The following is a 16,193-nucleotide window of genomic DNA, read 5'->3' as shown; positions in this document are numbered from 1 at the left end:
AAGGAGAATGACTTCGCATGAATCAGACCAGTTCCGCGCTACGCCGGGGCCTCACCGCTCGACACATCCGCATGATCGCTCTGGGTTCAGCTATCGGTACAGGGCTGTTCTACGGCTCTGCCAGCGCGATTCAAGCCGCCGGACCCGCGGTGCTTCTTGCCTACATCCTTGGCGGGGCGGTCGTCTTCGTCGTGATGCGCGCGCTGGGGGAGATGGCCGTCCGCCACCCCGTCGCGGGATCTTTCGGTCAGTACGCATCGCGATACGTCGGTCCGTTCGCCGGATTCCTCACAGGCTGGACCTTCACGTTCGAGATGTTCGTGGTCGCGCTGGCCGACGTCACGGCATTCGGGGTGTACATGGGGTTCTGGTTCCCGGACGTGGAACGGTGGATCTGGATCCTGGCAGTGGTGTTCTTCATCACCGCCGCGAACCTGGTGAGTGTCAAGGTATTTGGAGAGATGGAGTTCTGGTTCGCCCTCATCAAGGTTGTCGCTATCGTCGCGATGATCCTCGGCGGAATCGCGATCATCCTGTTCGGGTTCGGCAATCAGTCGGATGGTGCCGCAGGACTGAGCAACCTCGTCGATCACGGCGGGTTCATGCCCAACGGATTGTGGGGAGTGCTCCTGTCCCTCACCATCGTGATGTTCGCGTTCGGCGGTACGGAGATCATCGGAATCACGGCCGGAGAGGCTCAGAATCCGAAGAAGGTCATCCCGAAGGCCATCAATTCGGTTCCTATTCGGATTCTGCTGTTCTACGTTCTCGCGCTCACGGTCATCATGTCGATCCAGCCCTGGAACACCATCGACGGCAACACCAGCCCCTTCGTTTCCATCTTCCAGAACCTCGGGCTCGAGGGCGCCGCGCATGTCCTCAACGTCGTCGTGATCACCGCCGCGCTCTCAGCCATCAACGCTGACTTCTTTGCAGCGGCGCGCATGCTTCACGGTCTCGCAGAGCAGGGACAGGCACCGCGTGCGTTCCTCAAGGCCAGCCGCAGCGGAATCCCCTTCATGACGGTGATCGCAATGACGGCCGCGCTTCTGGTGGGTGTGGTCCTGAACGTCTGGTTCGAAGAGCAGATCTTCTTCCTCATTGCGGCGCTCGCCACGTTCGCGGTCGTCGTGGTGTGGTTGATGACTCTCATCTCCCACGCACGCATGAAACGAGAGATCTTGCGGGACCAGTTGCTGCCCAGCGAGTTCCCTGCCCCGCTGTGGCCCGTCGCAAACTACCTCGCGATGTTCGTCATCGGAGTCGTGGTCATCCTCATCGGAGTTGTCCCCGACACGCGTCCCGCCCTGATAGTTGGGGCGATCTGGATCACGATCCTTATCGCCTGCTATTTCGGATTCGTCCGAGACGCCGGGCGCACGAGGAAAGAGCTCCACGACGACACCGGCACTGTCGCTGTCACGCCCCTCAACTCGCGCAGGCAGTCATCTCTCGACGCTGACATCGAACGGGGCTAGTCGCAGCCTCCTTGGCGCCGCTGCCAGCCGGCAATCGGTGTGCAGCTCCATCCGCTGTTGTTCCCGTCAAAGCCCCGGGCGTCCCCGCGCCCGGGGCGTGACGGTGGCGAGGTTGGAGCGTCAGGGTTCGGCACTGGGTGTTACGCCCCGTCAGCGTCGCGGGACGGGCCGTAACTCGGCGAGAGAGTGCATGGCGCGGTCGTAGAACTCAACTGCGGGAGTGGTGGCCGGATGCGGCTGCGCCGCCCACTCGTCTAAGGCAGCGTGGGGCGTCGCGGTAGAGAGCTCCACCACCAGCCGTGCGGTGAGCCCATCGCCCAGCGTCTGCGCCAGGCGTCGCCGAGTGTCTTCCATGATCGTGTAGTGGCGAGCTGACGCGGCTTGACGCAACGTCGGATTCGCGGCGATCAGCCGCTGCGCACGGCGACTCCGCTCGTCGTCGCTGGAATCGAGTCTGACAGCCATTTCGCGGTAGATCTCCTGTATCGCGGCGAGAGCATCCGTGAGCGACATGCGTGCAAAATCCGCCTCTGCCAGCGCCTGTGCGAGCGACTCGGACTCGAAAAGAACGGTCTCCTCTTTCGTGCGGTAGTGACGGAAGAAGGTTCGCTGTGAAATCCCCAACGCATGAGCAATGTCGTCGACGGTTGTCTCCTCGTACCCTCGCTCCGCGTAGAGATCCATCGCATGCTTCGAGACTTCTCGGCGCAGCTGAATCCTGCGACGTGTTCGAAGGTCCATCACGTTGCCGTCGTCCACTACCCACCTCCCGAGGTCGCCTCCAGTATGAGGCTGTCCTGGATACCGTGGGGGCCACCTCAGCGACGGCCAACGCCGGGCTGTTGCGCTACGGCGGTCGAATCGCGACCACGGCTGGGCGGCCGGACATATCGGTGGTGCCGCCCTTCTCGATTGGGCCTTCCACCCATGAGATCGCCCTCGGTGCGGCGTACACGCACGGCGACGACCGAGACGTGCAGCGGTTGGGCGCCAACCTCGGGGAGCTTCTCGCGCTCGTCGGCGACGGGAAACTACGTCCGATGGTTGACCACACCTTCCCCCTCGAGCAGGTTCCCGATGCTCTCACCGCGATGTCCGAGCGACGGCTCATCGGAAAAGCTGTCTATGCCGCTTGATCACACCGCCAGATTCGCCTAGTCCCTGACCGGCGCGAAGCGGGGGACCCCCCACGTAGCCTTCTCCGTTCACCGGCGAAGGACTACAGGTGGGGCCTCTGGCGGCCAGGCCCAGTGGCCCGGCCGCCAGAGTTGACGGAGGCTTTCTGCTCTGCCTTCGAAATTGCCCCAGTACGGTGCCACATCGGCGAGGGCTGCAGGTCTACCCACCCGCAGCTCTCGCCGTCGGCTTCGTGCCCATAGCGCCGTTGTGGCGTCACGCAGCACAGCGTGGGTGGGTTCAGTGACATAGCCGCCACGAAGCCGGACCTCGCTTCGGACTTCCAATGGTGAGCTCACTGCTCAGAATGTCGTGTCTGGTGCCGGCAAGCGGCTGCGGCGGGAGTGTCACGATTGCGGGCATGGGTGGGCCCGCCACCGGGTATCGCGTGCGAACGAGGGGAGAGGTGCGAGAAACGCGCGCCTCGCGCAGGGGCGCTCGAGGCTAGGCGCCGTCAGCTTCCCATGTCGTGAGTCGGCGTCGGTCCGTGACGACCAGACGCAAGTCTTGGTCCTGGTCGAGAACACCGATCACAACATCTTGACGTTCAATGGTTGACGCGACAGAGATCTCTGGAACGTCGCGGAACTCCATGAGGATTGCCGGTGCCCCGTAGTCCGGGTATTCAGCGTTGCGGAGGAACGTCTTCCACTGCACGAGATCTCCGACTTCGAGGTCGTCGGTCTCGGTGAACGACGCCAGCGCCGAGCGCAGATGCTTGGTGTACAACTCGCTACCGGCGTACGTACGGTAGCTCTCGTACTGGCTCTCTCGCTCCCGCTGCATCGCGGAATAGAAATCTTCGATTCCCGTTCCCGTGTTGAGTGTCTGGTCTCCTTCAACCTCAGCGGGATTGTCGTCGTGCGTCGAGTCCGACATCACACCTTCTCGTTGTACGTGGGTTGGGGGCTTTTCGTGTGAGCCCAGGACGACTGCGGTTCCGCGCCGAAGGACAGGAAGAGGTCGGTCATCGCGGAGTCCGGAGCCTGGTTCGAGTGCGCGAGAACACTCTCGAACATCTTCCGGACCTCGTCGGCTTCTTTGCGTGCCGGAGCTGCCGTGAACGGAATCCAACCTTGCTGACCACGCTCGCCCAAACGGCTCGCCGACAGTCGGCGCCGTTTGGCTTCCAACTGTGAGTCGAACTCCTCCTCCGACGGGGCGAGTCCTAGCAAGTGGACGGTCTCAGCGCGGATGAAGTCCAACGAGTACTCGTCGCGTTCCCCGTCGAAGACGAGGGCGCGGGTGAGTTGGTATTCGAGATCGGGCTCGATAGGCAGCGCGGCATACAGCTCGTGCAGAATCGGGCCGGCGAAGCGCAGCAGGTTCACGTGGTCGAAGAGAGCCTGATTTAATCCACGCTCCAGGTTGTGACGGAGCGCGCGAACCATGTCAGCGAACGCACGTCGGTGACCGAACGAGCCGCGGAACCCGAGAGCGACGGCCTGCCAGCCGCCAATTTCGTACGCGAATTCGCCGACCGCGTTGCATTCCTTTGCGCGTTTGACGAATGTGCGCCCAGCAATCCATACGGTGTCGCCCACGACGATCTCAGGGCGGGACGCCACGCGATGGAGCGGCGTCGATGACTGAGGGCGGTAGGGGACAAGAGTGTCCAGAGTCCAGTCCAGCCCAGGCGCGACAAAGATGTCGCCGTCGATCTCCACAGCGGGCTGCGCCTCGAGTAGATGGTCGTCGGAGCCTGTCAGCTCTGCAACGAACCCCACCAGCGTTACTTTCACTCGCATCCTCCCTTCAACACAGAATATCCTGTGCGTCTTCGACTGGGCTTGGTGTCTCGTGCACGAGAGTTGCCACGGTTCTCATGTACGCGGCAAGGTCTTCTCGCGCCACCACCCCAGACTTCCGCACCCAGTTCTGGAAATGCTGACGGCGTCCCGTGGACACGAACACGTGCGTGGCCGTTGTTGGAGCTGTCTCATAGTTGACCGAGGGGAGGCGACCTTCCCAAGTCCACGAGTGGTCGGAGTTGTGGGCGAGATCCACCTGTGGCACGAGATGGGTGGTCGGCTTCTCCGAACGCACGTAACCGTCCCGCTCGGTGAACGCGCCCCCGATCCACTTCTCCTGAGCCTCAACATACGAGGTGTCAGCAGTAGTCCACTTCTCGACCAGGGAGACACGCTCTGACTCGGACTGCTCCGGTGCAGTAACGATGTGGCCCTTGATCATGCCGCCGGTATCGAACGGAGTGACAGCCCAGGCAGCCGCTCCTGGCGCCGGCGGGGAGAAGAGGGTGACGGAGGCGGAGTAGTCCGGATGAGGTCGGCCGACGAAGAAATAGACCTGATGGTCCCACCCGAGTATGCCCTCGGCAGCGCTGGTATTTTCTCTGCCCGACCCCAGGCGGCCAAACTGAGCCGTGAGCCGAAGGTAGAGAACCTCCGGCCATTCCATCGGCGCATCGGGGAGGTCAGCAACCATCCCCTGCACCCACGATCCCCGCGCCATTTTCCCTCCGAAGCATCACCATAGCGCGTGTCGAAGACCCCCTAGACTTCGAGTGAAGAAGGAGGCGCCGTCATGGCCGTCAGGACGCGGTTCCAGCACTACGACCTGGGACACTTGGATAGCGGAGCGACCGTTGTCGTGACCCTCTCCACGGGCGCGAACGTGCGGTTGATGACAACGAACGAGTTCCAGAACTTCCGGGACGGCCGAGCGCACCGATATCAGGGCGGTCTCGCACGTCGTAGCCCCCTCCGATTGCCGGTGCCCCACAGCGGACAATGGGTCGTGACCATAGATCTCGCCGGCCTCGCCGCGACGACTGTGACATCTCGAGTGCGCGTCGAGAACGGTACGTGAGAGGAACAGCCCATGCCTACGCACCTCATCGGGTATGACCTGAACAAGCAGAAGAACTACGACGACCTCATTTCGGCGATCAAGAACCTTGGCGCGTGGTGGCACCACCTCGATTCCACATGGATCGTCCGCACGACACTGTCTGCAAAAGAGGTCCGTGACGCACTGGGCTCACACATCGACGGCGACGACGAGCTACTGGTCGTTGATGTCACTGGCCGCTCCCGCGCCTGGAAAGGCTTCAACAAGCGCGGTAGTGACTGGTTGCATAAGACCTGGAACTGATCTCGACCGAGAGCAGGGCGACACGTCGCGTTGCATCATCGACGAGGCATGGCGTTTCGCGGGTTATCTGCAACTCCGTGCGAGGTATCACCAGCGAAAGCCTGTAGAACCCACTAACTGTGGGCGGTGAGGTCGACCTCTGTAGACACCCGGGTGTACGTGACGTGCTTCTTTTCCGCGAGTTCTTCGATGGCTGTGATCTCGAACACCCCGAGGAAACGGTAATACTGAGTGAGGAGAACCGGATCTTTGAACTTGGCGAAGACGATGCTCTTCACCGTCGGGTCGTATCTGTATAACCCGGTCTTGAGCTGCTCTTCCACAATGGTCAGCTCGTCTCGGCTGAGAGTGTTCTTCCAGTCATTTCGGGACGTCAGACCCTCTTGCGTGAGACCCGGCATCCAGACGCGGTGAGTGTCCGTCAGAGGGATGACTCCGCGTTGCCAGTGCTCGACGTTCTTGCCGAACAGAGCGCAGACGTCGACCATCGAATGCATGTGAATGTCGTCTTCGGTCGTCACGGTACCCACAGCCCGCCAATGGTCGGGGTCATGTCTGTGTCCGTAGACGAAGGGCGTGAACGAGCCGTCGGCGACCGCGCCGGCTTTCAACTGTCTGATGTCTGCGATGAGCTCATCGACCTGCTGCTTGAGCGTGATGAGGGAATCAGCATCCTCCACCCGAACGCGGCGGATGTTCGCAACGGCCACTGAGGCGATTGCCTGCTCGCGGATCTTGTCCGCGTTCTGCGACTGCTCCGAAAAGTGATGCAACTCGTCGACCTCCACGCCGACCTTGAACTGCGGCAGGTAGAGGTCCAGGAGCGCCAACGAGCCGTTCTCAAGACGAACCGGCTGCTGCGTGATGATCTCGATCTCCGGATCATCGAGGAGATGGAGGATGCGGCTAATGGCGTACACCTCGTACCGTTTGCCCGTGATGGAGCGCAACATCCGCGAATGGAAATCGACCTCGCTCGGGGCCACCCATCGTGTACGTGCCTTGCTCATCAATCCTCCATGCGTCTGCCACAAACCCTCGACTCGACGGTATCGGCAGTTCATTGTCCGCTCTTGCTGGGGATGATGCATCGTCCGGGCGTAGTGCCCGGGTCAGCGCTGATGGAGGACAGGAAAAGCGCACGAGAAGTTGTCTTGATCTCTGCACTGTGGGCAATAAACCCCTCACCGCTGGATGCCGTCGGCCGCGGCCTCCGAGAACGCGCCACATGTGCGTCCGCTAACTGGCGGTCAGTTCGAGCTGGGCGCGACGGCTCGTGGACATTCGCCTTCGAGAGGCGCGGGGACGCACCGCAGAGGTGCGGGTGATCCCGGCGTGGCGTTGTCGGCGTGCTTCAGGCTGCCGTTTAGGAACTCGATGACCTGGGGGCCGTAGCTGTGGATGCGCTGCCACTCCGGAGACACGTACCGGTGGTGCTGCAGGTTGGCTTTGCCGAGAACCTCGAGCAGCCGCCGCCCCATGGGCGACGAGATCGCAATAGCGATGATGTGCGCCGAACCATTCGTGCGGCGATGCAGCGGCTAAGCGAGCGTCGGCGGGCGTCGGCTGTGCGGGACAGCGGATGGCCTTCGCTCCATTGGCGAGCTCGATCTAACTCAGCAGTGAAGTCCAGGCATCCGAGAGCGCATCGATAACGGCGTCCGTGTCGTGTGGCACCTGGCCTTCGATCCAGCCGAGGAAAACCTGGGTCTGGATCTCGAAGGCAGCAATCGCTCTAATACGGAGAGCCGAGTCGGAGTGCCGGGGATGGGGCGAGAGCGCACGGACGATGATGTCGGCGATATCTTCCCGCGTAGTCAGCAACCGTTCACTGAGCGTCGGCTCGACAATTCGTGCGTGAAGGATGGCACGGATCGTTGAGCCGCGGTGCTCCCAGTGGGCGAGGACCTGGGGGAACCAATCTCGCTGCAAGACCGCAGGGTCGCTCGCGAGAGCTTCGAGCACTCCATCCAGTCGCGCCCACAGAGTGTTTGTGGGCTCGTCGACGAAACGCTCCCACACCGCACGAGTGATATCGGCTTTTGACGTGAAGTGGAGGTAGAAGGTCGCCCGAGTCGCTCCGGCTTCTGTCGTGATGTCATCGATTGTCGTGCCCACATAGCCCCGGGAAACGAGCGAGTCATGTGCGGCGTCGACCAGCCGGTCGCGCGTCATCGCCTTCTGCGCGGCCCTGAGACCGGTCACTGTCTGCTTCATCGCCCCGAGCTTACGCGGCCTTCGCAAGGCGTGCTTCTGAATGCCGTGGGATGATGCTCTAACTAGCATCTGCCGAGGGCATTTGGATGACAGCTCTGAGGACCTTTCCTCTTCTTAGAGCATCGATGGCATCGGCGTAGTCCTCCAGCGCGAAGGTATGAGATACCTGGTCGTCGCGCTCAAGATGGTGAGTCTCGGCGAGCCGCACGATGTCTGCCATGTCGAGGAACGGGTTCGATGCACCGTTTAGGGCGCCGCGAATTGTCAGGTGGCGATACATCGCGTTGCTCACGTCGATGCGCATGATGCCACCATCGTGGGGGATACCTACAAGCCCTAAACGCCCTCCCGGCTTGAGGAGCCATTGAGCCGATTCAAGCACCGATGCTTGGCCGGTGCAGTCGATCACCGCGTCGACTCCATCGGGGACTGATCGTTGAACAGCCTGGACGATATCTTCTGCCGAGAACCCCGGTGCGATCTCTACAAAGTCATCCGCGCCAAACTGCCGTGCAGTGCTTTCCTTGTCGCCGTTGATATCGACAGCAATGATTCGACGAGCGCCTAGCATCCGTGCAGTCTGGATGCTGTTGATTCCGATCCCACCCACGCCGAACACAACGACACTCTCGCCGGTTCGCAACTCAACCACGTTCTTGGTCATCCCGTACCCGGTGCTGACGGCGCAGCCCACGAGCGCAGCAGCGTTGGGCGAGAGTGAGTGCACCGGATGTGCCTGAAACTCGTCGACGACGATGTACTCGGCGAGCGAAGACACTCGGGCGAGAGCACGAACACGCTGACCTTTCCTCGAAAAGGGTGTCTCTCCGATGCCAAAGCTGTGCTGGCACGCCGTGAAGAGCCCCTTCGCGCACGCCTCACACCGGTTGCACGGTACGGGGCAGGAGACCGCGACGAGTTGTCCCACCTCCAGGTCGGTCACTCCTGAGCCGAGGGCATCGATCACGCCAGATGCCTCGTGGCCGAGCACCATCGGGTCAGGTTGCGGTTCATCAATCGGCAACAGATCGCTGCGGCAAAGGCCGGATGCCAGGACTCGCACCCGCACTTCGGTCGGTCCCGGGGGGCGTACTTCCAAGTCGTGAGCAAGCTCGACCTGACCGTTGTGGACAACCACACCCTGCATGTCACCACCTCTTCTTCGTTGATTTGGGTTCTCGGACGACGACCGTCTCTCCGATGTGGCCCAGCATATACGGCCTGCCTTTTTGCTAGACAGCCAGTCTTGTGAACGCCTAGGCTGTGTCCACCCGAGCGCACGCAGATGTGGAGACTCGGTCTTTCGACGATGAAAGGGACTGCCATGGCGACAGAAGCCAAACTGACCGATCCACGAATTGAAGCGGCCATCGAAGAAGCGTTGGCCACCACTGAAGTCGGCATTCAAGTGGCCGCGTATCTCCACGGACGCCTCCTCGTGGATACCTTCGGAGGGGTCGCAGACCCGGACACGAAGGAGCCTGTGACGGGGGATACCTTGTTCTACCCGTTCTCGGTGACGAAGGGCGTCACCTCCACCGCGTTGCATCTTCAGGCCGAGCGAGGGCTGGTTGACTACGACGCGCCGATCTCGACGTACTGGCCAGAGTGGGGAAAGAACGGCAAGGGAGACATCACCGTCCGGAACGTTCTCACCCACCAGTCCGGAGTGCCGTGGATGCCCGAGGGAGTTACACCGGAACTCAAAGCGGACTGGGAGTGGATGATTCGCGGCTTCGAAGACATGGAGCCGGAGTATCCCGTTGGGACCAACTGTTATCACGCCCTCGGCTGGGGCTGGATCATCGGGGAGATTGTGCAGCGCACAGACCCGAAGGGGCGCCCTTTCGCGCAGTTCGTGAGGGAGGAACTGCTCGACCCGATTGGTGCCACAGACCTGTATCTCGGTCTACCCGAGGAGGAAGATCATCGGTTGGCCCGCATCGTCGGCGGCGAGATTCCGGAAAGTACGCCCTACCCCATGTTCTTCCGAGGGATGCCGCATGCGGTGCATCCATCAGCGGAGATCTTCAACCAGGAAATCACTCGAAGGACTGTTGACCCGGGTGCGGGGTCGATCACCAACGCGCGGTCGATGGCCGCGCACTGGGCGCTCCTGGCCAACCGAGGAGAGATGAACGGTGTGCGTTTGCTCTCCGAAGAACGAGTGATGGACTTTCTCACCCCGCGCCCCAACACCGACGCCGTCGACATGTACTTGGGTATGAAGGTTCCTGTGTCGGCGTACGGGTACTACCTCAGTGATGAAACGCCCGGCATGATCCCGGTCATAACCCCGCACTCGTCCATCGTCTGGATGCCTGGAGCGGGATCGTCCATCGGCTGGGCAGAGCTCGACACGGGGCTCGCTGTTGCCATTACTCATAACCACATGCAGATGGGTCCGCCCCCGTCCTACGTCACCATTGCCAACGCCATACGACAGGTCGCGGCTGAGAAATCAGTCGTCCCGGTGAACTGACCGGACGCACATTTCACTCCCCAGCGAGGGCCTCCTGGATCGCGACACGATTCGTCCAGGCGGCCCGCCCGCTCCGAAAGGAACGACCCCATGGCGAAGTCCCCGCTGTTCGTGAGCATTGCTGAGGCGCAACGTATCGCGAAAAAAGGCTGCCGAAGGCTATCTATGAAGGTCTGTACGCCGCAAAGGAAAGCGGCGTGGCTGCTATCGACAACGTCGCGGCCTTTCAGGAGGTGAAGTTCAAGCCTCGAGTGGCAGACATCCCAGCGCGGGACCTCACCGTCACGATCATGGGTGTTCCCAGCAGTATGCCCATCATGATCGCGCCCGCCGGCGGTCAAGCAGTGCACCCCGAGGGTGAGGTCGCCGCGGCGCAGGCGTCAAAGACGGCGGGGATTCCATTGCGCTGTCCAACTATGGATCCCGTTCCATCGAGGATGTCGCTCGTGCGAACGATCACGCGTTCCTTCAGTTCTCCTGGACCGGAACTCGAGACGACGTGCTCGCTCGAGCGGAGCGAGCTCGGGCAGCGGGGTCAAAAGGGATCATCTTATCCGTCGACTACGTCCACAACTATCGGACAGACTGGCGTAAAGTTCTCATCCCGGACCGGATGGGGCTCGCCGAGATCGTGAAGTACGGGCCGCAAGCCCTTCTCAAACCTCGGTACGTCGCGAGATGGTTGCCTCACGGCGTCGTCCCCCAGCTCCGAGTGCCGAACGTCACGCTCCACGCGAGCGACCCCGCCCCCTTCTTCAATGAGGGATTCGCGCTATGGACCAATACTCCGCCTCCTAGCTGGGACGACTTGTCGTGGTTCTGCGAGCGTTGGGACCAGCCTGTGATGCTGAAGGGCATCACCCACGTTGATGACGCCCGGCGCACGGTCGATGCTGGCGCTGCCGCAATCAGCGTGTCCAACCACGGCGGAACCAACTTCGACCCCACGCTTGCTGCAATCCGTTGCCTACCCGAAATTGCCGAAAGTGTGGGGCAGGACATTGAGGTGCTGATGGACGGCGGCATCCGGAGGGGGCCGACGTCGTGAAAGCGTTGGCGCTAGGCGCAAAGGCGGTACTCATCGGGCGGGCACACCTGTACCCGTTAGCGGCAGACGGCGCACGAGGCGTTGCCACCGCGCTCGAGATTCTGAGGGCTGGGATCTCGGAGTCGCTGTATGCGCTGGCGAAGGCGACGCCAGCAGATGTCGAGCGGAGTGACGTGTACTTGCCGAACGGCTTCGCATACAACAACGTGCCCGACCAGACCCCGTTCGACGGGAGGACTAGACGCCCGGCCGTCTAGCGCAGCCGTGCCTCACCGCCGCCCCCGCCGCGGCGGTGAGCACGCTGATCCTTAGCTCGCGTAGGCGGTTGGTCTGTCCTTCGGTCAGTTTCGCGCAGTGCTCCGCAGGCACTCAAGGGCTTGCGCAGCACGGTCGTAGAAGTCAACTGCGGGAGTTTCGGCTGGATCCTTTTGTGCAGCCCACTCATCGAGCGCAGCGTGGAGGGTGGCGGTAGAAATCTCTACGACCATCCGCGCCATGAGCCCATCGCTCAGCGCCCCCGCGAGGCGCCGACGAGTGTCTTCCATGATCGAAGAATGCCGCGCTGAGGCGGCTTGACGAAGCGTAGGGTTGGCAGCAATAAGACGCTGTGCGTGGCGACTTCTCTCGTCTTCGTTGGAATCGAGCCTTACCACCATCTCGCGATACACCGCTTGAACGGTGGCGAGGGCAGCGACCGCTGACATCCGCTCAAAGTTCACCTCTGCCAAAGCATCGGCGAGGGACTCGGACTCGAAGAGGACTGTCTCTTCCTTCGTGGGGTAGTGCCGAAAGAAGGTCCGCTGCGAGATCCCCACCGCGTGTGCAATGTCGTCAACGGTGGTCTCTTCGTACCCCCGCTCGGCGTAGAGCTGAAGCGCGTGCTCCGAAACCTCGCGGCGAAGCTCCGCTTTCCGGCGAGCACGAAGGTCCGGGGTGCTGTCTAGCGGCATGGGGCCACCTCCTCAGGATTGTCTATATTGTGCGCCACCTTGGCATCGAAACGCAACTTGACAGTGACTGTCAAAAGGTGGCAGGCTGACGTGACTTCACCACCGATTGAAAGTTGAGCAGTGTCAATGCGTGCAGCAATCATCACCGGCCTCCGCCGTCTAGACATGCGCGATGTATCGTCGCCTGCCGAGGCGCGTTCCGGGACGGCCGTCGTTCGAATTCGGCGCACGGGAATCTGCGGCTCCGATGTCGCAGCGTTCCGTGATGGCGAGGAGTACCCGGCGTTCCTCTCCGGGCATGAGTGGGTCGGCGACGTACTCGACGTGGCTGCGGATGTGACGAACGTGCGTATCGGGGATCGAGTAGTTGCTGGAACTCCGCCGGCCTGCAGCCGCTGTGAGATGTGCTTGTCGGGTCACTGGGAGAGGTGCGCGGAGTACTCTTCCCTCGCGTTCGGGACGCATCCCTTCACTCCTGATCACGGCGGATACGCGGAGCGGATCACGATGCCTGCAGAGGCGCTGATCCCGGTGCCAAAGACGCTGACCGACGATGATGCAGCTGTGGTAGAGCCTGCGGCCGTCGCGTTGCACGCCGTTCGCCGGGCGCCGTCCGTGGTCGGGGCACGAACCGTTGTAATCGGCGCCGGACCGGTTGGCTTGTTCGTCACCCAGTTGCTTGCCCACGCAGGAGCCGCCGAAGTGATCGTTGTCGAACCCCGCGAGCGACGGCGAGCCCTCGCCAGTCGCCTCGGTGCGACGGCGGCCACGCCCCCCGCAGAGTCGGACGCAACGGTCCTGGCTAAGACGAACGGACTGGGCGCTGACCTTGTCTTCGATTGTGTCGGCAATGAGCCAGCACTCAAATCCGCAACTGCGGTGGCACGTCCCGGAGGAACGATCATGCTCGTTGGCGCCGCGACATCCGACATTCGAGTATCCCCGCTGACGTGGCTGTCGAAGGAGCTGACGATTCGCGCCTCACTCGCCCACCTTAACCACGAGTTCCACATGGTGATGACGATGATGGCGGACGGGTCCCTCGCAACGGCCCCGTTGATCGACAGAGTTATCGGACTGGACGATCTCGAAGCGGCGCTGAACGCACTCGCCGATGGCGAGGACGCGGTGAAGGTCCTTGTTGATCCCTCGCTCGGAACGGAGGTCAGCCGATGAAGGCGCTGCTTCTCGACCAGGTCGGAACACCGGACACCCTTCGCGTCGGAGAACTCCCCCTTCCCGAACCCGGCGCTGGGCAGCTCCGCATTCGCGTGCAAGCCTGCGGGCTCAACCCTTCAGATTTTCAGCGCGCACACTATGGCGTCGCAGAGTGGGAATGGCCCGCCGTGCTCGGGCTCGATCCGGCCGGGATCGTCGACGCTGTAGGGCCAGGCGTGACGAAGTTTCGTGTGGGCGACCGGGTCGTCGCGCACGCGGATATTCGCGCACGGGGTGGACTTGCCGAGCAGACTGTAGTTTCTGCGCTCGCTGCGGCAAGAATTCCTGATTCAGTCTCGTTCGCGGATGCCGCCGCCATGCCAGCCGCGGGACTCACAGCGATGGAGGCTATTAATCGGCTGAACATCACGGGCGAGGACGTGGCCTTGATCACAGGCGCTGCTGGGGGCGTCGGTGGTTACGCGCTCCAGCTCGCGAAGATTCGCGGTGCACGGGTCATCGCCACAGACGCCGGCAGCAATGCGGACCGTGTTCGCGCGCTTGGCGCCGATGAGTTCGTCGATTTTCAGACCCAGGATGTTCCGACCGAAGTGCGCAGGATCACCGGTGATGTCGGTGTGGATGCGGTTCTCGACACCGTTGGAACAGCCTCGGCCACGGCAAACGCGGCGCTTCTTCGCTACGGAGGCCGAATCGCAACCACAGCCGGGCGCCCGGATATCTCTGTTGTTCCGCCGTTCTCAATTGGTCCATCCACCCACGAGATCGCGCTCGGCGCCGCATACACGCATGGCGATACGCGAGACGTGGAACGGTTGGGCGTCAACCTGGCAGAGCTCTTGACCCTCCTCAGCACCGGACACCTGCGCTCGATGGTTGATCGCACCTTCCCGCTGGAGCAGGTACCGGAAGCCCTCACCGCCATGTCAGAGCGGCGCCTCGTGGGCAAGGCTCTCTTCCTTGCCTGATCGTCCTGCCCTCGCCTTCCCTCATTCCCAGGAGTTGACCAACGCATGACCGCATCCGACACAGACACCATACGTATCCCCGACGCTGCTACAGAACCCGACAAGATGCCTCGCGCAGCGCGGATCGCAATCGGGCTCCTGCTGGCCGCAACCTTCGTCGTTGTCCTCAACGAGACTGTCATGGGCGTTGCGCTGCCTCGCCTGATGGCGGAGTTCGAGATTACCGCCGCGACCGGCCAGTGGCTGACTACGGCCTTCTTGCTCACGCTCGGCATCATCATCCCGCCCACCGGAGTGATTCTCAAAAGACTTAGTACGCGTCAGGTGTACTTCACTGCACTTGTGCTCTTCAGCGTTGGCACAGCCGTCGCAGCGGCAGCGCCGATCTTCTCGGTCCTGCTACTTGCTCGTATCCTGCAGGCAGCGGGGACGGCGCTCATGCTGCCTCTTCTTACCGCGACAGTGCTGGAGTTCGTACCGGCACACCGACGCGGGCGCATGATGGGGATGATCTCGGTGGTCATCGCCGTGGCCCCCGCAGTCGGGCCGACGGTGTCAGGGCTCGTCATCGATCTGCTTTCGTGGCGGTGGATGTTCATCATCATGCTCCCGATCATCGCGGTCGCGATTGTCCTCGGTGCTGCCTTCATGCAGAACGTCGGCACTATCGAGCGAGTGCGCTTCGATATCGCATCGGTTGTTCTCGCCGCCTTCGGTTTTGGCGGGTTGATCTTTGGCCTCAGCAGCATCGGAGAGTCCAGCACCGGCGAGGCCATCGTGCACCCCGCCATCTCGCTCGCCGTCGGCGTCGCCGCGCTCGCGGTGTTCATCCGCCGACAGATTGTCCTCCAGCGCAGTGATCGTGCGCTGATGGATCTGAGTCCCCTCGCAAGCCGGACGTTCGCCCTACCGCTCGTTCTTATTGTGATCGGCATGGGGACACTCTTCGGCACTCTCATTCTGCTGCCGCTCTACCTGCAGAACATCATCGGGCTGAGCGCCCTTGAGACCGGGCTGATCCTGCTCCCCGGCGCAGTCGTCATGGGAATCGTCGCACCGTTCATCGGGCGCCTGTTCGACCAGTACGGCCCGCGCCCGCTCGTCATCCCCGGTGCCCTTGTGGTCAGCGCCGCACTCTGGGCGATGACGTTCTTGGGAGAAGGCTCGACCATTGGCTTCATCGTCACGATTCACATCGCGCTCAACGTCGGACTCGGATGCATGATGACGCCGCTGATGACCACAGCGCTCGGATCGGTGAAGCCGCGACTGTACTCTCATGGCACTGCGATTGTGAACACCATGCAGCAGGTAGCCGGCGCAGCGGGCACAGCACTGTTCATCACGCTGATGTCGACCACCATGGCCGCCGAAGAGGCAGCAGGAATAGCACCTGCCAGTGCTGAGCTTGCGGGGATCCACAGCGCGTTCGTGGTCGGTGCGTTCGTCAGCCTAGCTATGATCCTGCTGTCGATCTTCGTCCGTCGACCGGCGCAGACGAGACGCAGCGGAATCGGACTTCACTGAGAACGAATCCTCCCCGCCCCTCGGGTGCATCAACCCGCAAACAGAAGCGGGGGG

Annotated in this window: 16 protein-coding genes and 1 pseudogene; 9 read left to right on the top strand and 8 right to left on the bottom strand. The window is 62.2% G+C overall.

Annotated features, from left to right (window positions below):
• The first annotated feature begins 17 nt into the window (after positions 1–17).
• Positions 18–1,478, top strand: a complete 1,461-nt coding sequence (locus ACNPNP_RS11705; protein WP_448966219.1) for an amino acid permease — start codon at positions 18–20, stop codon at positions 1,476–1,478.
• 150 nt (positions 1,479–1,628) lie between these two features.
• On the opposite strand, the gene ACNPNP_RS11700 is transcribed toward ACNPNP_RS11705, so the two are convergent.
• Positions 1,629–2,237 (bottom strand): TetR/AcrR family transcriptional regulator, encoded by a 609-nt coding sequence (locus ACNPNP_RS11700; protein ID WP_448966218.1) that lies wholly within the window; start codon positions 2,235–2,237, stop codon positions 1,629–1,631.
• Between ACNPNP_RS11700 and ACNPNP_RS11695 the strand changes: the two genes are divergently transcribed.
• A complete protein-coding gene (locus tag ACNPNP_RS11695) occupies positions 2,204–2,614 on the top strand; it encodes a zinc-binding dehydrogenase (RefSeq protein ID WP_448966217.1) in 411 nt (136 codons plus the stop codon). The two genes, ACNPNP_RS11700 and ACNPNP_RS11695, sit on opposite strands and share 34 nt — an antisense overlap.
• Positions 2,615–3,098: 484 nt before the next feature.
• Here the strand turns inward: ACNPNP_RS11695 and ACNPNP_RS11690 are convergent, their stop codons facing one another.
• The 3 genes from ACNPNP_RS11690 to ACNPNP_RS11680 form a co-directional block, all read right to left on the bottom strand.
• Positions 3,099–3,533, bottom strand: coding sequence for a hypothetical protein (locus ACNPNP_RS11690; protein ID WP_448966216.1), 435 nt, complete (start codon positions 3,531–3,533; stop codon positions 3,099–3,101).
• Positions 3,533–4,321, bottom strand: a complete 789-nt coding sequence (locus ACNPNP_RS11685; RefSeq protein WP_448966215.1) for a hypothetical protein — start codon at positions 4,319–4,321, stop codon at positions 3,533–3,535. The genes ACNPNP_RS11690 and ACNPNP_RS11685 overlap by 1 nt, the downstream gene beginning before the upstream one ends.
• An 88-nt stretch (positions 4,322–4,409) precedes the next feature.
• Complete coding sequence (locus tag ACNPNP_RS11680; protein ID WP_448966214.1) at positions 4,410–5,099, bottom strand: hypothetical protein; 690 nt, start codon at positions 5,097–5,099, stop codon at positions 4,410–4,412.
• 99 nt (positions 5,100–5,198) lie between these two features.
• Here ACNPNP_RS11680 and ACNPNP_RS11675 point away from each other — a divergent pair, with 99 nt between their 5' ends.
• Both ACNPNP_RS11675 and ACNPNP_RS11670 read left to right on the top strand, forming a co-directional pair.
• Positions 5,199–5,483: a DUF1883 domain-containing protein gene (locus ACNPNP_RS11675; protein ID WP_448966213.1), complete on the top strand. Its 285-nt coding sequence runs from the start codon at positions 5,199–5,201 to the stop codon at positions 5,481–5,483.
• Positions 5,484–5,495: 12 nt separating this feature from the next.
• Positions 5,496–5,768: a hypothetical protein gene (locus ACNPNP_RS11670; RefSeq protein ID WP_448966212.1), complete on the top strand. Its 273-nt coding sequence runs from the start codon at positions 5,496–5,498 to the stop codon at positions 5,766–5,768.
• 113 nt (positions 5,769–5,881) lie between these two features.
• Here ACNPNP_RS11670 and ACNPNP_RS11665 read toward each other — a convergent pair whose 3' ends face one another.
• The 3 genes from ACNPNP_RS11665 to ACNPNP_RS11655 all read right to left on the bottom strand — a co-directional run bounded on the left by ACNPNP_RS11665 (position 5,882) and on the right by ACNPNP_RS11655 (position 9,132).
• Positions 5,882–6,778: an AbaSI family restriction endonuclease gene (locus ACNPNP_RS11665; protein WP_448966211.1), complete on the bottom strand. Its 897-nt coding sequence runs from the start codon at positions 6,776–6,778 to the stop codon at positions 5,882–5,884.
• A 601-nt stretch (positions 6,779–7,379) separates the two neighbouring features.
• Positions 7,380–7,985 (bottom strand): TetR/AcrR family transcriptional regulator, encoded by a 606-nt coding sequence (locus ACNPNP_RS11660; RefSeq protein ID WP_448966210.1) that lies wholly within the window; start codon positions 7,983–7,985, stop codon positions 7,380–7,382.
• A 58-nt stretch (positions 7,986–8,043) separates the two neighbouring features.
• Complete coding sequence (locus ACNPNP_RS11655) at positions 8,044–9,132, bottom strand: zinc-binding dehydrogenase (RefSeq protein WP_448966209.1); 1,089 nt, start codon at positions 9,130–9,132, stop codon at positions 8,044–8,046.
• Positions 9,133–9,309: 177 nt separating this feature from the next.
• Here ACNPNP_RS11655 and ACNPNP_RS11650 point away from each other — a divergent pair, with 177 nt between their 5' ends.
• A complete protein-coding gene (locus ACNPNP_RS11650) occupies positions 9,310–10,467 on the top strand; it encodes a serine hydrolase domain-containing protein (protein ID WP_448966208.1) in 1,158 nt (385 codons plus the stop codon).
• Between the two features lie 197 nt (positions 10,468–10,664).
• A pseudogene (locus ACNPNP_RS11645) lies at positions 10,665–11,772 on the top strand (alpha-hydroxy acid oxidase).
• An 84-nt stretch (positions 11,773–11,856) separates the two neighbouring features.
• Here the strand turns inward: ACNPNP_RS11645 and ACNPNP_RS11640 are convergent.
• Complete coding sequence (locus ACNPNP_RS11640) at positions 11,857–12,465, bottom strand: TetR/AcrR family transcriptional regulator (protein ID WP_448966207.1); 609 nt, start codon at positions 12,463–12,465, stop codon at positions 11,857–11,859.
• A 126-nt stretch (positions 12,466–12,591) separates the two neighbouring features.
• On the opposite strand from ACNPNP_RS11640, the gene ACNPNP_RS11635 reads away from it, so the two are divergent.
• The 3 genes from ACNPNP_RS11635 to ACNPNP_RS11625 are packed head-to-tail and all read left to right on the top strand — an operon-like array spanning position 12,592 to position 16,139.
• Positions 12,592–13,641: a zinc-dependent alcohol dehydrogenase gene (locus tag ACNPNP_RS11635; protein ID WP_448967241.1), complete on the top strand. Its 1,050-nt coding sequence runs from the start codon at positions 12,592–12,594 to the stop codon at positions 13,639–13,641.
• Positions 13,638–14,612, top strand: coding sequence for a zinc-binding dehydrogenase (locus tag ACNPNP_RS11630; protein ID WP_448966206.1), 975 nt, complete (start codon positions 13,638–13,640; stop codon positions 14,610–14,612). The genes ACNPNP_RS11635 and ACNPNP_RS11630 overlap by 4 nt, the downstream gene beginning before the upstream one ends.
• A gap of 45 nt (positions 14,613–14,657) precedes the next feature.
• Entirely contained in the window at positions 14,658–16,139 is a 1,482-nt protein-coding gene (locus ACNPNP_RS11625; protein WP_448966205.1) for an MDR family MFS transporter, read from the top strand.
• The last annotated feature ends 54 nt before the right edge of the window (positions 16,140–16,193 follow it).

Source organism: Microbacterium xerophyticum (genome assembly GCF_053543555.1).
The sequence above is the reverse complement of the archived record's forward strand: the minus strand, read 5'-3'. Positions and strand labels throughout refer to the sequence as shown.